Source organism: Vibrio sp. B181a, assembly GCF_030248375.1.
GTDB lineage: Bacteria > Pseudomonadota > Gammaproteobacteria > Enterobacterales > Vibrionaceae > Vibrio > Vibrio campbellii.
Window position 1 is genome coordinate 1 of record NZ_JAHGAD010000036.1, and the last position, 16,374, is coordinate 16,374.

Genomic DNA, 16,374 nt, shown 5'->3' on the forward strand with positions numbered 1-16,374 from the left:
TTTTACTTGACCACTACAGTTTGTCTCCTCGTCGTACGCTTGAGTAAACACGTATCTAGCTCTTGCTCGAGCTGCTTAAGGGCAGAGCTGAGCACCGACTTGGAGAGTTCCAACTTCTCTGCTGCTTTCGAGATTGAGCCACACTCCACAATATGAACGAACAGAGACATTAACCGCAGCTTATTCATCGCCTTCCTTATTGTTCTATTTAACAGAACACTTATTTCTTATTTGTTTGTTTTTCAGTTTTAATTCTAACCCTATGATTGCCACATAAACAAACACCAATCACAGGAAATTCAGAATGACTCAATCAGCTTTAGAACGTGGTAAAACCGCTAGCGCAGCTTGGAAAACGGCTTTTAACAATCAAGATGCGGCAGGTTGTGCAGCGCAGTACACTGAAGACTGCATTATGGTAGCGAAACCATTTGGCACATTTGAAGGACGCGAAGCGATCCAAGGTTTTTGGCAACACATCATGGACCAAGGTTTTAACAGTGTCGATTACACCAACACTAAGTGGGAAAAAGACAGCGAAAATGGCTACATTCTTACGTCAGATTGGACGATGAACAAAGCGTTCGGCGTGGTACACAAAGAACTGTGGGAAGTTCAAGAAGATGGCCAATCTCGTCTTACTTACGATGAATTTGAAGTGCTTGGCGAGCGATAAGCATTAAGCGATAGCAATAAAAAATCCCCAAGCCGAAACTTGGGGATTTTTTTTTCAGTTTATTTAATTAAACTAAGCAAAGATAAAGGTGTACAAGTAACCGGCACCCATTGCCATGCTTAGGATGACAAATAGGAAGGCTGCAATCATTTGGTTCTTAAAGATTGATTTCAATAAAATCACTTCTGTAAGACTTGCGCCTGCGCTACCAATGATAAGTGCCATTACTGACCCCAATGCCATGCCTTTTTGCACTAAAGCAGCGCTTAGTGGAATCACAGCCTCTGCACGGATGTACAACGGAATACCAATAATTGCAGCGACTGGAATCGCATACCACTTGCCTTCACCAGCGTATTCCGCAATAAGATCCGTTGGGATAAAGCCATAGATGAATGAGCCAATCGCAATACCCATCATTAGGTAAGGGAACACTTGTTTAAAGTCTTTCCAAGTAGAGTGCCAAATACGAACCCAACGGTTTGGTTTCTTCTCTTCGACCATCGTTGCTGCCGCAGTACCATCTGATGAACAGCAAGACACTTCCACTTTAGGCTCAGCTTTTGGTCCGTCACCACAACAAGATGTTTTTGCTGCAACTGGTGCAGGTTCACCACAAGCGCTGGTGCCACAGCTAGATGCCGGTGTCGCTTGTTCTTTTTTCTTGCTTGAGTCACCGCAAGATGTACCACATGAAGATGTGCCTGCTGCTTCGTACGCTTCTGGTTTTACGTAGCGCTCAAACCCTAACTTTTCAAGTACATAACCTGCAACTACAGACACTGTCATCGCTACAGCAAAATAGAATACTGCAACTTGCCAGCCAAAAGTCACCACAAATAAACCAATGATCACAGGGTTAAGCAGTGGGCTAGCAAATAGGAACACCATCATAGGTCCAAAACCTGCTCTTGCACGCAACAAGCCTTTTAAGAAAGGAATGGTTGAACACGAGCAGAAAGGCGTAATCGAACCTAGCAAAGCTGCAATGAAGTAGCCCTTACCCTTTTTAGAACTCAAGATAGATTGAATTTTTTCTGGCGTTAGAAAATCTTGCAACACACCCACAATGTAACTAATCGCTAGGAATAGGATGATGAGTTCGGTTGCAAGAAACGCAAACATATCAAGCGCTTCTTTAGCCATGGTAATGATTTCTGGATTCATATTTTATCTCCTACTGATGTCGCATCAGTAACCGTAAATGTCCTAATGAAGCTGAATTCTTCATTTCTATTTTTCTCGAATTATAGAATTAAAAACCGATGCGTCAACCATTATATTTCGATAAATATCGAAATATAATTTTAACCCTTACTAATCAATGGATTAGGTATTGAAATTTTCTTGTTTGCTATTCATCTACACTTTCACTATCATCGAAATGTATTTATCGTCAGTCATTCCAAGAGGTCAGTATGGAACTCGAAGCTGTAGCAAAAGCGCTCAAAGAGCTAGGACACCCTACCCGTTTATGTATCTATAAAGAGGTGGTTAAAGCGGGCTATGAAGGTATCGCTGTTGGTGGCGTACAAGACAAACTCGGCATTCCTGCCTCTACTCTTTCTCATCACATCTCGAGCCTTGCCTCAGCTGGCTTGATCAGTCAGCGCCGTGAAGGTCGTACTTTGTATTGTGTTGCTGAGTATGAATGCTTAGATACGGTGATTGGCTTCCTACGCGACGAGTGTTGCATCAATGAAAACTGCTAACCTTGAATCGATTTGGAGCGAATACGAACACGCTATTCATGCTTTCTTACGCTCTAAAGTCAGTAATGAAGATGACGTAGACGACTTAAAACAAGAGATCTTACTCAAGACGTATCAGAATCTTGGGGACATTCGCGACGTATCAAGCGTGAAATCATGGCTATTCAAAATCGCCAATAACACCATCATCGATTTCTACCGTAAACGTGCACGAAATCAGCGTGATAATGACCTCGTCGCTGATGATCTTTGGTTTGAAGAACAAGAAGCGAGCCTTAAACAAGAACTGTCAAAGTGCATTGCGCCGTTTGTGCAGGCGCTACCAGAAGAGCAATCGCAACTCCTGTCTTCTATTGAACTTGAAGGCATGAGCCAGAAGAAGCTAGCGGAACAACAAGGCATCAGTTATTCGACTCTCAAATCACGTGTTCAGAAAGGACGTGTAGAATTGAAAAAGCTGTTTGAAGAATGTTGTAGCTTCTCATTCGATAGGCAAGGCCGAATGACAGATTGTAATCAAAACGGAGCTTCATGCGATAAGTGCTAGCCTCACGGCAAACACCCATCTCGTAATAAATACCAATAGCCTGGCGGCTTTCTTTGGCGCCGCCCGTCTATGAACTCCCTCACAGCTTTACCCCACCGTTAGTTATCTCATTTGCTATCTTTTTGAATAGTAAGCTTTACTTCTTTTGTTTTAATGAAGAAGGAATCTCGTATTTATGATCTCACTAAGAGAGCTCACCAAAGAAAACTACCTAGACTGTATTCGTCTCAACCTGCATCCTGACCAGGGAGAAAATCTTGCCTCCAACGCGATTACGATTGCTCAATCACGCTTTGAGACCGACTACCGGTTGAAAGTGATTTATGAGCAAGAGACGGTGATCGGTTTACTTGCGTTTTGCCATGAAGACGAACCACTCGATTACTCCATTTACTGGCTATTTCGTTTTATGATCGATAAAGATCATCAAAACAAAGGCTATGGAAAGCAGGTACTAAGCTTACTTGTAGAAGAGGTGAAGCAACTTGGCGGTAAAACCCTACTCACAATGCACAAACCAACCAATCAGCAAGCGGGAAAGCTATATCGTGCGTTCGGGTTTCATGAAGATGGCGTGCTTGATGATGGCGATATTTCATTAAGATTGGGGCTTATATAATCGAGTACTGCCTCAGTAGTTCAGCATAAGAAACCTAGCAGCTACACCAATGGCATTGCGAAACTGGATAGCGTGACCTACAAAATCCCATTGGATGCAGCAAACCGTCCTGCTAATGGCGAAATGCGTGGCTACGCAACCATCTATGGTTTGGTGTACAACCTTGACCAAAAAGTGATGGACGTACATTACCAGTAGGACGACAGTTACACCCAGTACTCAGTGGACTTTAACAAGTTAAATGACGGTCATAACTACACGATCAAAGCCGACTTACCGGATCTGTTTGGTGACATTTCATCTCGCTTAGAAAAAGGCGATGGTGTGATGGGTCAGCACTTAGCGAAATAGCCTAAACGGCAGAAATTGAAGGTATTTGGACAATAGTGCCTATCAAAATAGCGCCGATGTACTCGGCGCTTTTCAACACTTGCACTTTATCACCCAGAGCAACGTTATCTCTCCACAAGCAACATTGCTGATTTGGCGGCGACTTTGATCTCCTCACCACACGGCACATCTTCGCCAGTCATCATATCTACCAGTGCATTAGTGACGCTAAGCTTAAGTGACTGTGGTCGTGATGACTTGTTCATCACTAAAATGCCCTTCTCACCTCGCTGAAGCACTAACATATCGTCGTTACCTTCTAACACGGCCATCGGCTCGCCATGCACCCTATTATGGAACGCGACCATTTTAGCCATGCGAGCGTCTTTCCACGCATTCTGCCATCTTGGCTTCCCATCAGCGCCCTTGATGCCACTGGTATCTAAATCCGTGTAAACAAGCGGAACACCGCCGTCACGCCCTAAGATATAGGCATACGCGAGCCACTCATTTTCTTCATCCATGATTAAATCCAAAAACACATCATTATTTGGAATGTCATGGGTAATGGCGAAAGTAATGGCTCGACGGTTGGACAACGCTTGACCAAAACAGTAAGGGTCAATCAAAGACTTAAAACTGCCTTTCTTCGAGAAAGCCTTAAAGATGGTTGAAAACAGAGGAAAATCGTAGGCACCTAGGCGTGTCTCTTTCAAATACGGCTCTAAAAAGATTTCATACTCTTCTTCTGTCGCACCGCCATCGGTAATGATCTCGCCAAAGATATGCACGTCTCGTGTTATCTCTTCTGTCCACACTTGCTTTAGGTGCTCTAACGTCATGTGCTTCGCTGCGTCTATACGAAAACCCTTCACGCCCATTAACTTAAGCGCCTTCAAGTAGGCTTTTTGTTGCTCAACAACATGGTGACAAACACGCAAGGTCGGCAAGCCTGGATCTGTCGGACCTCCGGTGATTCGTCCGTTCTGGACTTCCCATTTGTCTTTCCAATCTGTGATTCCAAAGGCCTCAACAAAGTCATTTTCATCAAATAGTGGCTCAGATAAGTCACCAAATAGAACCAAACCTTGATACTTATCCGCATGTTGCTGATAATCGTCCATCACAGCTTGGCGCGGGTACTGTAAATCCGAACGGAGATGTGCTTCGTTTGCCATGTGGTTAAATACGACGTCGGCGTAAACCAATACACCTACATGGTCGAGCGCTTCCACCATGTTTTTAAAATCTGTGGTATTACCGAGCGCATTGTCGATAACACGATAATCTTGAGGTTGGTAACGCTGCCACCAGCGTTCATCTTGTGCGCTTTTCATGGGCGGAGAAACCAATACCGAGCCATAACCTAGCTCGCTGATCTCCGCTGCGCGTTGGGCAATGTCAGCATACTTCCAATCAAAAGCGTGCAGAATAACATTTGCACCTGTTGATTGTGTTTCCTGTAAGCCACTCATGTTTCTCTCCTCGTCGCGTCCGCTCACCCATTGTTACTCGAATTCATCGTGAGCGAATCCAATAGCCAAAATTATAAGAACTATTAGCGAACCGCCCTCACCCCTTTTGCATTTCTACTAGGGGGAAAAACAAGGCGTAGCTCATCCCCCGTAAAGGGTTAACAAGCCTTATTTGCGCCCAAACTATCATCAAGCCTATAAGCCCCCAAAGGTAAGCTATTGTTTTATAAAAGACTTAGTAGAAACCTCAACTTTTAACTTCTCACCTCACTCATACTCCTAAGCGCAAGAACAACATGAAAATAGAGAATCCACTCGATATGTAACAAATATTTAAGTGAGATAAAGTGCCGCTTACGTCACAGTTGGTGCCGTTAAAGATGACTAGGAAAGTCGACAAAAGCGCTTATAAAAGACAAGATCTGAGTACGAATGAAGAGCTGTAGATACAAAAATAGCGCGATAAACGCGCTATTTTTTAAGTGCGGTATAGCACCTTCACAACGTGCCAACCGAATTTGGTTTTGACTAGGTGTGGCGTTAGAACCTCACCTGAAAAACAAACTTTATCGAACTGTGGTACCATCTGACCGCGGCGAAACTCACCTAGGTCGCCACCACGTTTACCAGATGGGCAAGTCGAGTATTTCTTTGCCAATGTCTGGAATTTAGCACCTTTTTTAAGCTGCTGGATGATGTCTTCAGCTTGTTCTTTATGCTTTACAAGAATGTGTAAAGCGGCTGCTGTATTTGCCATGTGTCTGTCTCTCACTGTTCGGGTGGCGCAAGTTTACCGAATCGCTTCAATATCGCAATAACTTCTCTGATTCCGTCCATATCTTCTTCTTTTTATGATCAACGCCATCTGGCAATTTGATGAAAACTTGGCCGTTACCCAATTCAATTTCACTTTTAATTTGCGCTATTTCCTAAAAAGCTCACTTTTCCATGCTCTACGGTTGAAGCTGTCGCCTTATAAGATTAGATTAAATGCATAAATCAGTGATATTGATAAGGTTATTTTCATGGCAAAAGTCGCAAGTAAAGCGAACCAATCTCAAGGCATGTTGGTGTTTAAACTCACCCTGCAACAGAACTTCGCAATTGGCACACTTAAAGTCCGTGAGATTGTTCCTTACATGCCAACAACCAAGATTCCATATTCTCATCACCATGTGATTGGAACGGTCACGATTCGTGATTTGACAGTGCCAGTTATTGATATGGCTGCCGCCATTGGATTTCGCCCAATTCATCAAGAGGAATACCAAAACTGCTACTTGATTGTGACGGATTGCTTGCGCACTGTTGTGGCTTTCATGGTTCGGAGTATTGAGAAAATCATTGAATGTGATTGGAAAACCATTGAAACACCACCATCAAGCGCCGGTCACAATATCTTTGTCACGGGCATTACTCGCTATGAAGAAAAAATCGTCCAAATGTTGGACGTGGAGCTTCTTCTCTCGAAGATCTACCCTCAATATGAAAACACCAAGATTCCGATGCTGACGGACATCGAACGTGAACGTCTGAAAGCCCTTAACATCCTTTTGGTGGACGATTCCTCGATTGCGCGTAAACAATTAAGCGATGCATTAGACCGCATCAACATCCCTTACCAGATTTGTAAGAACGGTACCGATGCGCTCGACTTAATGAAACGAGATGCCGAAGCCAACCGCCCTATTGATCTTCTGGTGAGCGATATTGAAATGCCAGGATTGGACGGTTACGAACTTGCGTTTGAAGTTCAAAATGATTCTGCGCTGAATAATTCTTACCGTATTCTTCACACGTCTCTATCAAGCGAGATTTGTGTTGACCGAGCTCACCAAGTAGGCGCTCACGAAGCATTGGAGAAATTCAATGCAGGCGAATTGATTGAGGCGATGCTGCGCGGTGCAAAAGAGCTCGAAGCAAAAGCGATGGCTTCTTAGTCATATCTAATAGGTTTGCTTTATCTGGTACACATCAATGACTTTTTCAGCGGTGAACAAACTCGTGATACTCGCTACCGAACACGAAAACAGTGCAACAAAGACGAACAGCTTGATGTGACTGTTGAGCAATAACCCTCCGCCGAAGAAATACAGTCCTACCGCTATAACCGCTAGCATGATCAATGCGGGGCGACACAACAATTCCATCGCAAGGGAGAAAAAGTAAACCTCCTCCCTTTTCGCAATCGAATACCAGTTGTAGAAAACAATAGAAGCTGTAGCCCCCACCGCTAACGCTATAGCAATCATGACACTAGAAACACCCTGCCCTGCAAACAGCACGAACCCGACTCTGATAGACAATAGCGCGCAAAACAGCCATATCAATAAAGGCCCCCCAACAACTAAACCCATCGTTTCTTTCCTCTGAATCAATTTAATCGTTATTCAAACAAAGGCAGAAAGATGGGTAAAGGTAATCAAAGCACTCGAATGAGAACTCTGCGACGGCTAGCTTAAAGTCATTAAATTCAGACTATTAGGTGATATTTTGCCTATTTACTTGGCATTGTGTAGCTGCGAGACACGAACTCAGTTTCTTCGACTTGATAAATGTGGTTGATGTAAGACGCAAGACTGTAGAGCACATTCGCGAGCAGGTTTGAATAGCGGAACAAAATCGGAGCGGGTTGTTTCTTACCTGAATGCTCGACGGCAACCAATGCACGAACCACCTTCTTTGCTTGGCAACGACACAAATGCAGTTGGCTTGACGTTGGGTGGCCACCAGGTAGCACAAACCCTTTAAAACCGCCGTCGATACGAGCCTTGATGGCATCATAGTCGGCTTTTAGCTCATCGACTTCCGCTTCTGTAATCGCGAGCTTTCCGCGAATAGAGCCATTCACATGGTATACGTTTGGCTGCATTCGAGTCAGTATGTCGCGGCTAAAGTCATCCAACTCCATCGACAGGACAAGTCCAATACGGCTGCACAGTTCATCTGCGGTAATCTCAAAATCACAGACCGGACTGTCTTCATAGATGAATGGGTAACAAATCTCGCCAAGTTCCTTGCTTACTGGTCTCATGATCTTTCTCTGTGCTTTTGTTCTAATAAAAAAGGGAGTCAGTATAACCTAACTCCCTTTGGGCAATCACATCCCTTTGGACAAACATAAATTAGAAAACCGGCTTATGCGCTTTCGATTTTCTTGTGACCTTCTTGAAGGTGAACGAAATCAACCAGATCATCACCCGAAACTTGGTAAGCTTGACCAAAGCCTTTTACGAATAAACCTTGTTCTGCTTTCAGGTTGAACAGTACAAAGTCTTCCAGTTGGCTCAGGCCATCGATGATTTCACCAAAACGATCTTTCATTTGACCAACCACTTGTTGCCACATTTCAGTATCACGCTCAACAACCGTTGCGACAGCATCAAACGTTAGACGCTTGCGAGCGAACAACTGCTTCGACGAGTCTTCATCTTCAATCATCATCAAAGATACGTTTGGATTCTCTAGTAGGTTGCGTGCGTGACGAGCGATCTGAGAAATAAGAACGAAGTAACCTTCCTGGTTTTGAACGTATGGTGCGTAACTTACGTTTGGACGGCCTTCCGCATCAACGGTTGCCAATTGAACGGTACGACGCTCCTGACGAAATTCCTTGATTTCTGGTCCTAGACGACCTTGTAAACGCTCTTGTTTAACTTGCTGATCCATTTTGATACCTAACTTTACTTGTATGTTATTCCGAGTTTTAACCCAGTTATTCTTTAACAAAACGACACTGCTCTAACGGGTTCGCGCTAAATGCAGTGTCATCTTGATGCGAGACTACTTCTTCAGCTCTGCTTGCATTGAACGAAATGCCGTTACTTGCTCTTCAATCAGTTCACGTTTTTCGTTACGGCCTAGATAAATCTTGAAGATATTGCTGCCGCATTCAGAGAAGAAGCCAAAGTAGTGGCTCTCACGCCCCATAAACGGTTTACTTACTAGCGCAATGTTTTTCACGTTATCCAGTTTTAGGTGGCCATGAAGTTCACCTTCTTTACCCATCAGGTTGTAGTAACCACGAGCAACTTTACCTTTCGGGAACGGCGCTTTTACTTCAAAGATAGAACCAAAAGAATGAACGATAGTTGTTACTGGGCCAAAACCAACAAGACCTTCTAAGATGCTTTGTGCTTGCTCGCCTGGTGCTACTGCAACCATCTCTTGAGGAAGTGCAGCTACCACGTCAAACTCTGTTACACCAAGGCGCTCAGCCATTGCTGCTGGGAGTAGTTGCGGCTCTTGTTCTAGTAGGGCTTCGACCTGTTGCTTAATTGATTCCATTGTTTTTTCCATTTCTTTCAGATTAATTGTTAGATACTTTTGGTACGTTTTCGTTCATTTCAGAAGTCAGTACCTGAATACACGCTTGAGCCAAAGACACAGCCCAGAAGCTACCTGCTAATGTCAGTACTAAACTGCGCTCTTGTAACTCAACTAAGCCCTTGTCATGCCAGACTTTGAATAACGGCATTAGGAAGCTGAAAGTGTCTTCGCCCATAAATGCTGGCAGCTTGCTCGCCTGAACAATGCCTCGGTCAAAGCCGGACTTCAGCGCTGCGAATAGCGGCTCAAGTGGGCTTTGCTTCATCATCATTGCGATGGTGCTTTGCCCTTCATTTACGGCTTTAACGTAAGTGTCTAGCGTGCGGTGCTGCATCATGCCGTAACCACCTATGTTACCGCCCGCACCACAACCGACAGGCAATACTTCTGCATAGGTCTTCGCTAAGCTGTTGTATAAGCTGCGCTCACGGTTATCAATCGCCCAATGGTTCACGCTAAGCTGCTTCATGTGGTGCTTAGCCATGAATTTCACGCCCAGTTCGTACATGCCCGCTTTTTCTGGCGTAGTGGCAGGTGGTGGAATCTTGCCCTTCTCTACTAGGTTCAGCATTGGGGCTGTTCCGCCAACAACCAGTTGGTATAGATCCAAACCGTGCGCGCCAGTGGACATAAAGTCGTTTAAGTCTTGTTCGAGCACTTCTTTGGTTTGGTAAGGCAAGCCGTAAAGCAGGTCGATGATGACAGGAACTTTGTCCTCTTTGGCAAGTTCACTAACACGATTCAGTACATCTTCACGGTCATCCAGACGCTTAGCACTGCGACGCACTTGGGTATTGAAACTTTGCACACCAAAGGAGAAGCGGTTAAAGCCACCGTCTAACGCACCCTGATATAACTCGTCAGTAAAGCGATTAATGCGTCCTTCAAGAGTAATTTCGCAGTCCGCAGCCAAAGGGAAATAGTCGTGAATAGCCTGGCCAAGAATACGAATCTGCTCAGGAGATAAATCGGTTGGCGTGCCACCGCCAATATAAACCGCATGGAAGATGCCACTTTGTGTCCAAGGCATTGCCGCCTTCTCTCTCAACTCTTTCATCAGAGCATCAAAGTACTCATCGACTAACTTACGGCTGGCAGCATTTTGGAAGAAGTTACAGAAAGTACAACGTACACGGCAGAACGGCACATGAATATACAGACAGCGTTTGTTGTTCTTTGCTGCTTCTGAAGTGATCCGCGACAGAATGTCACCTTGTTGCGGCGGTGGTACAGGTATGCTGCTACCACCCGCGTGCGCAGAGTGTTTTTTCACAAACGCAAAACGCAGCGGATCGGGGCTATCACTTCCAAGAATTGATTCGTCAAATTTATAAATCTCGACGCTCATATTTACTCACTTAAAGCCCACCACACATAGGTTTGAGGCTCATTTCAAAAAAACTGCAAAGATCATAATTTGCACGTAATGATAATGCAATTGATAATTGATCTTATTTCCTTTTCGCGTAATAATCTTCCCACTTGATAATGATTCCTACTACCGAGATTTACCCGTGAACGTAAAAAGATATGCCATTGCCGGAGGCGCCTCTCTCGTGGTGCACGCTGCGCTTCTTTTTGTCTCCCAAGAGACAAAGGTGTTTGCAATGCCAGCAGGTAATCCTACTAGCTCGGTAAGCCTTAATTTAGTCTCGGCTCCCAAACCAGTCCAAGCTGAACCGACACCACAAGAAGTGGTAGAAGAAAAACAACCAGAGCCACAAAAAAAACCTCAACCAAAGCCAGAGCCTAAGCCGGTTAAAAAAGTCGTAGAAAAGCCGGTCGTAAAGAAAGAAGCAGTTAAAAAGAAACCGGTTGAAACGAAACCTAAACCAGTTAAAAAACCTCAACCACCAAAGCCAGTTGCGAAAAAAGATCCGCAACCTAAAGAAAAAGTGACCGAAAAAGTCGTGCAGGAACCGGTTCAACAGCAACAAGCGGCACCTGCGAATCAATCAAAAGGGGCCAGCGCACAGCCCGTCATGATTGATCAACCGGCTTTTGTCTCCCAGCCAGTTCAGCCACGTTACCCACGTTCAGCTCGCAAACGCGGTATTGAGGGGGTCGCTCTCTATGAGGTGTGGCTAGATGCAAACGGCAACCAGATTAAACAAGTGCTAATTGAATCTTCAGGCGCACAGATGCTTGATGTTTCTGCACTACGAGCCATCAAACAATGGCAATTCTCTCCTCATATTTCTGGTGGGCAAAAAGTTGCTCACCGAGTTCAAATCCCAGTTCGTTTTAAGTTGGATGGATAATGGAACAGCTACAACATTTACAAACCCAATTTGGTCTTATGACTTGGCCTTTAATTATTTGCTCTGCACTTACAGTCATGATCATTGCGGAAAGACTCTTTCAAGTATTCATTAGCTTAGGCGTGGGGAAGCGTGCAATTCGTCAAAAGCTGACCAATCTTGACCCAACCAACAACAAAGATATTGAAGCGCTAGCGGACGAGCTTTCAGGCAAACGCCCTCTACTCTATCGCGGTGTCGCTATGTTGCTCGCTCACCACTCTTTTTCTAAATCATTACGTGAGGATGCAGCTGGTATTTGGCTTCAAGAAAAGCGTCATCAGTTGCACTCAGGCCTTCGCTTACTGACGTTGATTGGCGTGATCAGCCCTCTGATTGGTCTGTTAGGAACAGTACTTGGGCTTATCGACATGTTTAAAGGCATTGCCTCTTCCACAGGCAACATCACACCAAACGATTTGGCTGATGGTCTAGGCCTTGCGATGCGCACGACAGCAGCAGGTTTGATCATTGCATTACCTGCCATTTCTGGCGCGCAACTTATTGGCCTTTGGGCTGATCGTGTTATCGCGAAGCTTGAGCATACGCTCAACTATGTGAATCTTTGGCTTGAAGGCATTTCCCTGCAACACGTGTCTCCAGAAAACCACAAAGAAATCGCTACTGTGGCAAATCATGTTGAAGCGAGAAGCTCATGATTAAGGCACCGCAAGACAATCACAGTCACGGTTTAACGCCAGACTTAACCCCGCTGCTCGATATCATTTTCATCGTGATGGTGTTTTTGATGCTCACTGCGGCGGTGAAGTTAGATTCCCTCGATGTGAACCTACCCAGTACCGACTCCCAAGCGGTAGCTGAAGTGGACAAAGAATCGATTACGGTAAACATCTTGAAAGAAGAACCGCACTGGGCAATCAACGGTAAGGCGTACATCAATTGGGAAAACTTTACGCTGGCCCTATTAGAAGAGAGTAAATCAACCGACAAACCTATCGTGATTGGCGCGGAAAAAACCGCCGATATTCAATCGCTGGTTAAGCTTCTTGGCTTTTTACAAGAAAACGGAATTCAAGCGACTCAACTACTCACTGAAGAGTCGCAATAGAAGAACACAAGATTGAGAACACACTAATGAATAAAATACTTTCGCCCGTTCGTACCGCATTGACTGCAGCCATTACTATGCTTGCCAGTGCGAGTCTGTTTGCCAACGAAGCCCCATCATCTGAGCGTGTTGTCAGTGCAGGCAGTGCAGTGACTGAACTGCTGATTGCTCTTGATGCAAAAGACAGCCTTGTTGCCGTTGACGTAACAAGCCAATTACCAGAGGGAATGGCGCTGCCAAAAGTTGGTTACCACCGCCGTCTGTCTGCTGAAGGTCTGCTGGGATTAAGCCCAACGAAATTAATTGGTTCAGATGAAATGGGACCAAACACCACGCTAGACCAATTGAAATCCGCAGGTGTTGATGTCGAGGTCGTCAACACAGAAGCAAACGTGGAAGGTTTGGTTGACCGTATTGACCAAATTGCGACCATCATGCATCGTGAAACTCAAGCGACAGCACTAAAAACGGAAGTTGAAGCGCAAGTGAAAGCACTTGAAGGTAACCAACCAGCGAAAGCTGACAAAAAGAAGGTACTTTTCTTACTGATTCACGAAGGTCGCCCAGCAAACGTCGCGGGATCTGACACTACACCTGATGCAATCATTCAATTAGCGGGTGGTGAAAACCCAGCAGCGAGCAAACTCTCTTCATACAAACCGCTATCTACAGAAGCAATGGTTGAAATGCAGCCAGATGTGATTCTTGTAAGTGGCCGTAGCTACCAAACCATGGGTGGTGCGGACGCCATTTTGAAAGCGATGCCTCTGCTTGCTGCAACGCCTGCTGGCATAAACAAAAAGTTCGTGACAATCGATGGTCATGCGCTGGTTGGCGGTTTAGGGCTTAAAAGCCTGTCTGAAGCGAAGCGTTTGAATGAACTGCTTTACCCGTAGAGAGTTTCAATGCTGTTAAGACGTCTACCTTTATCTACTACCCTACTTGCGTTGTCTGGCGTTTTAGCCTTTATCGCAGTAGCGTCCATAACCGTTGGTCCAATGAATATTAGCTTCTCAGATAGCCTGAGAAGCTTAACCGGAGCAGGTTCAGACCTTGCTCCTCACATCCAACTCGTTATCAACGAAATACGACTCCCACGCACCATTCTTTGTATGTTTATAGGTGCGATCCTCGCTATCTGTGGTGTTGTAATGCAGGGGTTATTCCGAAACCCTCTTGCCGAACCAGGCATCATCGGCGTTTCCGCTGGTGCAGCACTTGGTGGTGCATTTGCCATTGTCGTATTTGCCGACTTTAGCCAAAACTATCCGACACTCATGAACTTGGCGGCGCTACCATTCTTCGCTTTCTTGGGTGGCGCTCTTACAACCGTATTGGTTTACTGGCTAGGGACAAACAAGTTTGGTACATCAGTAACCATCATGCTACTGGCAGGTGTCGCTATCAGTGCACTATCTGGTGCTGCTATTGGTTTTATGAACTTCATCGCTGACGACCAGATGCTGCGTGACTTAACACTTTGGTCGATGGGCTCGTTAGCAGGCGCAAACTGGTCAGGGATTGCTTTAGCAGCCGTGACACTAGTACTGCTGATGTTCTGGTTCCAGAAAAAAGCCATGTCACTCAACGCATTGCTCTTAGGTGAGTCAGAAGCTAAGCATCTTGGCGTTCCCGTTCAAAAACTTAAACGACAACTTATCCTTTTATCGGCAGTGGGTGTTGGTATCACAGTAAGTATTAGCGGTGCCATTGGCTTTATTGGCCTAGTGATACCTCACTTAGGTCGTATGCTTGCTGGTCCTGACCATCGTACACTGCTTCCTATCTCAGCACTGATGGGCGCATTGCTTCTTACTGCGGCAGATATGTTTGCTCGCGTAGTGGTGGCTCCTGCAGAGCTTCCTGTCGGTATCGTCACCGCTCTGATCGGTGCACCGTTCTTTATCTACTTACTGTTCCAACAAAAAGGGAAGATTCTGTAATGAACAACATCGTTTTGTCTGGCAGAAATATCTCAATGAGGTACGGAAGCCGAGTGGTACTAGACAACGTCAGTATTGATATTCGTGCAGGAGAAGTGACTGCGTTACTAGGTCCAAATGGCGCTGGTAAAAGTACCTTGCTGAAGCTGCTGTGTGGTGAAATTCTCTCTCAGAATGACATCCAGTTCTTTGGTAAGCAGAGAAACGATTGGGAGCCAGCAGAGAGTGCAAAACACGTTGCGATGTTGCCTCAGCACAGCACGCTGACTTTCCCATTCTTAGCGAAAGAAGTGGTCGAGTTGGGCGCAATTCCTCTCTCTATCAGTCACAAAGAAACGTCTGAGTTAGCGCTCCACTATATGGCACAAACTGATGTACTGCATTTGGCCGATAATCTCTATCCTGCCCTCTCTGGTGGTGAGAAACAGCGTTTACACTTGGCTCGTGTACTAACACAGTTACATCAATCAGGTGATAGAAAGATTCTAATGTTGGATGAGCCAACGTCTGCACTGGATTTAGCCCACCAGCACAACACATTGAAAATCGCTCGTGAGGCCGCAAAACAGAATAATGCAGCAGTGGTCATTGTATTGCACGATCTAAACTTAGCCTCGCAATATGCAGACCGTTTAGTGTTGCTGCATGATGGTCAGCTCGTTTGTGATGACACGCCATGGAATGCGCTAACCCCAGAACGCATTGAGCAGGTTTATGGCTATAACTCTATCGTAACCAAACACCCTACTCTGGACTTCCCACAAGTCCACGCAGCGGCATAGAAAGAGCACTCACTTTCTCACTCGCGTAGCTAAATTAAACCCAAAGTTAGACCCAAACAAAAAGCCCCGCAGTGATTGCGGGGCTTTCTTGTTCTAGTGTTATTTGCTCATTTGAATTAACGAACGACCAATCAACCACTCTAACTCTTTGTCGCTACCAGCACCAAATTGACTCTCAGCCATTTTGTACAAACGGTCAATACCATTTGCAGCAAACTCATGTGCACTTTCTGAAGTAACAATATGGTGGAACAACAAACGCAAAATCGCTAGGAATTCAGTATCTTCTAAAGCCTTGATCCAGCTCTTCGAAAACGCGTCCAAACCTTTGTCAAATTCTAGATGTTCAACGAACATTTTGAAGATGCGACCGTCTAGCGCGGCGGTAAAGTCCGTTTTCTTAGGAAAATGGTGGCTAATACCTGTACGCGATACACCAGTCTGTTGACTTAACGTGGTGTAAGACATTTTGTCATAACCAAGTCTTAGAAGCTGATCAACAACGGCATCCATGATCTTCTGGATAGTGATTTCGGTATCTTCTTTACTACGCTTTGGCATATTTTAAGCTCTTCTCTTTGTAAATCCATCT

General features: G+C 45.1%; 20 protein-coding genes and 2 pseudogenes. 12 read left to right on the top strand and 10 right to left on the bottom strand.

Annotation, left to right across the window (positions count from 1 at the left end; all coding sequences use genetic code 11):
* Positions 1 to 14: 14 nt before the first annotated feature.
* Positions 15 to 188, bottom strand: a pseudogene (locus KIO97_RS15925) (LysR family transcriptional regulator); the annotation flags it as partial.
* Positions 189 to 304: 116 nt separating this feature from the next.
* On the opposite strand from KIO97_RS15925, the gene KIO97_RS15930 reads away from it, so the two are divergent.
* Complete coding sequence (locus tag KIO97_RS15930; RefSeq protein ID WP_005433527.1) at positions 305 to 676, top strand: nuclear transport factor 2 family protein; 372 nt, start codon at positions 305 to 307, stop codon at positions 674 to 676.
* Between the two features lie 72 nt (positions 677 to 748).
* Here the strand turns inward: KIO97_RS15930 and KIO97_RS15935 are convergent, their stop codons facing one another.
* Positions 749 to 1,843, bottom strand: coding sequence for a permease (locus KIO97_RS15935; RefSeq protein WP_285383411.1), 1,095 nt, complete (start codon positions 1,841 to 1,843; stop codon positions 749 to 751).
* A gap of 251 nt (positions 1,844 to 2,094) precedes the next feature.
* Here KIO97_RS15935 and KIO97_RS15940 point away from each other — a divergent pair, with 251 nt between their 5' ends.
* From KIO97_RS15940 to KIO97_RS15955, 4 genes and pseudogenes are all read left to right on the top strand, one after another.
* A complete protein-coding gene (locus KIO97_RS15940) occupies positions 2,095 to 2,388 on the top strand; it encodes a helix-turn-helix transcriptional regulator (RefSeq protein WP_005433559.1) in 294 nt (97 codons plus the stop codon).
* Positions 2,375 to 2,935: an RNA polymerase sigma factor SigZ gene (sigZ, locus tag KIO97_RS15945; RefSeq protein ID WP_285383412.1), complete on the top strand. Its 561-nt coding sequence runs from the start codon at positions 2,375 to 2,377 to the stop codon at positions 2,933 to 2,935. The genes KIO97_RS15940 and sigZ overlap by 14 nt, the downstream gene beginning before the upstream one ends.
* Positions 2,936 to 3,110: 175 nt before the next feature.
* Positions 3,111 to 3,554 carry a GNAT family N-acetyltransferase gene (locus KIO97_RS15950; RefSeq protein ID WP_285383413.1) on the top strand — a complete coding sequence of 148 codons (444 nt, stop codon included), beginning with the start codon at positions 3,111 to 3,113 and terminating at the stop codon, positions 3,552 to 3,554.
* A gap of 21 nt (positions 3,555 to 3,575) precedes the next feature.
* Positions 3,576 to 3,905: pseudogene (locus KIO97_RS15955) on the top strand (choloylglycine hydrolase); the annotation flags it as partial.
* Between the two features lie 104 nt (positions 3,906 to 4,009).
* On the opposite strand, the gene KIO97_RS15960 reads toward KIO97_RS15955, so the two are convergent.
* Positions 4,010 to 5,359, bottom strand: coding sequence for an alpha-amylase family protein (locus KIO97_RS15960; protein ID WP_045370624.1), 1,350 nt, complete (start codon positions 5,357 to 5,359; stop codon positions 4,010 to 4,012).
* A gap of 478 nt (positions 5,360 to 5,837) precedes the next feature.
* On the bottom strand, positions 5,838 to 6,131 hold the full coding sequence (gene ppiC, locus KIO97_RS15965) for a peptidylprolyl isomerase PpiC (protein WP_223976268.1): 294 nt from the start codon (positions 6,129 to 6,131) through the stop codon (positions 5,838 to 5,840).
* Between the two features lie 253 nt (positions 6,132 to 6,384).
* Between ppiC and KIO97_RS15970 the strand changes: the two genes are divergently transcribed.
* Complete coding sequence (locus KIO97_RS15970; protein ID WP_285383414.1) at positions 6,385 to 7,299, top strand: chemotaxis protein; 915 nt, start codon at positions 6,385 to 6,387, stop codon at positions 7,297 to 7,299.
* 6 nt (positions 7,300 to 7,305) lie between these two features.
* Here the strand turns inward: KIO97_RS15970 and KIO97_RS15975 are convergent, their stop codons facing one another.
* The 5 genes from KIO97_RS15975 to hutW form a co-directional block, all read right to left on the bottom strand.
* Positions 7,306 to 7,716, bottom strand: a complete 411-nt coding sequence (locus tag KIO97_RS15975) for a hypothetical protein (protein WP_233968252.1) — start codon at positions 7,714 to 7,716, stop codon at positions 7,306 to 7,308.
* A 140-nt stretch (positions 7,717 to 7,856) separates the two neighbouring features.
* Complete coding sequence (locus KIO97_RS15980; RefSeq protein WP_005441120.1) at positions 7,857 to 8,393, bottom strand: ATP:cob(I)alamin adenosyltransferase; 537 nt, start codon at positions 8,391 to 8,393, stop codon at positions 7,857 to 7,859.
* Between the two features lie 104 nt (positions 8,394 to 8,497).
* Positions 8,498 to 9,028 carry a heme utilization protein HutZ gene (gene hutZ, locus KIO97_RS15985; protein ID WP_285383415.1) on the bottom strand — a complete coding sequence of 177 codons (531 nt, stop codon included), beginning with the start codon at positions 9,026 to 9,028 and terminating at the stop codon, positions 8,498 to 8,500.
* A gap of 114 nt (positions 9,029 to 9,142) precedes the next feature.
* Positions 9,143 to 9,646, bottom strand: coding sequence for a heme utilization cystosolic carrier protein HutX (gene hutX, locus KIO97_RS15990; RefSeq protein ID WP_045382201.1), 504 nt, complete (start codon positions 9,644 to 9,646; stop codon positions 9,143 to 9,145).
* Positions 9,647 to 9,668: 22 nt separating this feature from the next.
* On the bottom strand, positions 9,669 to 11,036 hold the full coding sequence (gene hutW, locus KIO97_RS15995; RefSeq protein ID WP_285383416.1) for a heme anaerobic degradation radical SAM methyltransferase ChuW/HutW: 1,368 nt from the start codon (positions 11,034 to 11,036) through the stop codon (positions 9,669 to 9,671).
* A gap of 166 nt (positions 11,037 to 11,202) precedes the next feature.
* Here hutW and KIO97_RS16000 point away from each other — a divergent pair, with 166 nt between their 5' ends.
* Genes KIO97_RS16000 through KIO97_RS16025 form a run of 6 tightly spaced genes read left to right on the top strand, consistent with a single transcriptional unit; the run spans position 11,203 to position 15,782 of the window.
* A complete protein-coding gene (locus KIO97_RS16000) occupies positions 11,203 to 11,949 on the top strand; it encodes an energy transducer TonB (protein ID WP_285383417.1) in 747 nt (248 codons plus the stop codon).
* Entirely contained in the window at positions 11,949 to 12,647 is a 699-nt protein-coding gene (locus tag KIO97_RS16005; RefSeq protein WP_050920210.1) for a MotA/TolQ/ExbB proton channel family protein, read from the top strand. The genes KIO97_RS16000 and KIO97_RS16005 overlap by 1 nt, the downstream gene beginning before the upstream one ends.
* On the top strand, positions 12,644 to 13,057 hold the full coding sequence (locus KIO97_RS16010) for a biopolymer transporter ExbD (protein WP_005433575.1): 414 nt from the start codon (positions 12,644 to 12,646) through the stop codon (positions 13,055 to 13,057). Before KIO97_RS16005 ends, KIO97_RS16010 begins: the two co-directional genes overlap by 4 nt.
* 26 nt (positions 13,058 to 13,083) lie before the next feature.
* Complete coding sequence (locus KIO97_RS16015; RefSeq protein ID WP_285383418.1) at positions 13,084 to 13,953, top strand: hemin ABC transporter substrate-binding protein; 870 nt, start codon at positions 13,084 to 13,086, stop codon at positions 13,951 to 13,953.
* A gap of 9 nt (positions 13,954 to 13,962) precedes the next feature.
* Positions 13,963 to 15,000, top strand: coding sequence for an iron ABC transporter permease (locus KIO97_RS16020; RefSeq protein WP_011999477.1), 1,038 nt, complete (start codon positions 13,963 to 13,965; stop codon positions 14,998 to 15,000).
* The gene (locus KIO97_RS16025; protein ID WP_285383419.1) at positions 15,000 to 15,782 is read left to right on the top strand and encodes a heme ABC transporter ATP-binding protein; all 783 of its coding nucleotides are present in this window, start codon (positions 15,000 to 15,002) and stop codon (positions 15,780 to 15,782) included. Before KIO97_RS16020 ends, KIO97_RS16025 begins: the two co-directional genes overlap by 1 nt.
* 99 nt (positions 15,783 to 15,881) lie before the next feature.
* Here KIO97_RS16025 and KIO97_RS16030 read toward each other — a convergent pair whose 3' ends face one another.
* Entirely contained in the window at positions 15,882 to 16,343 is a 462-nt protein-coding gene (locus tag KIO97_RS16030) for a TetR/AcrR family transcriptional regulator (protein ID WP_005441131.1), read from the bottom strand.
* Positions 16,344 to 16,374 lie beyond the last annotated feature (31 nt).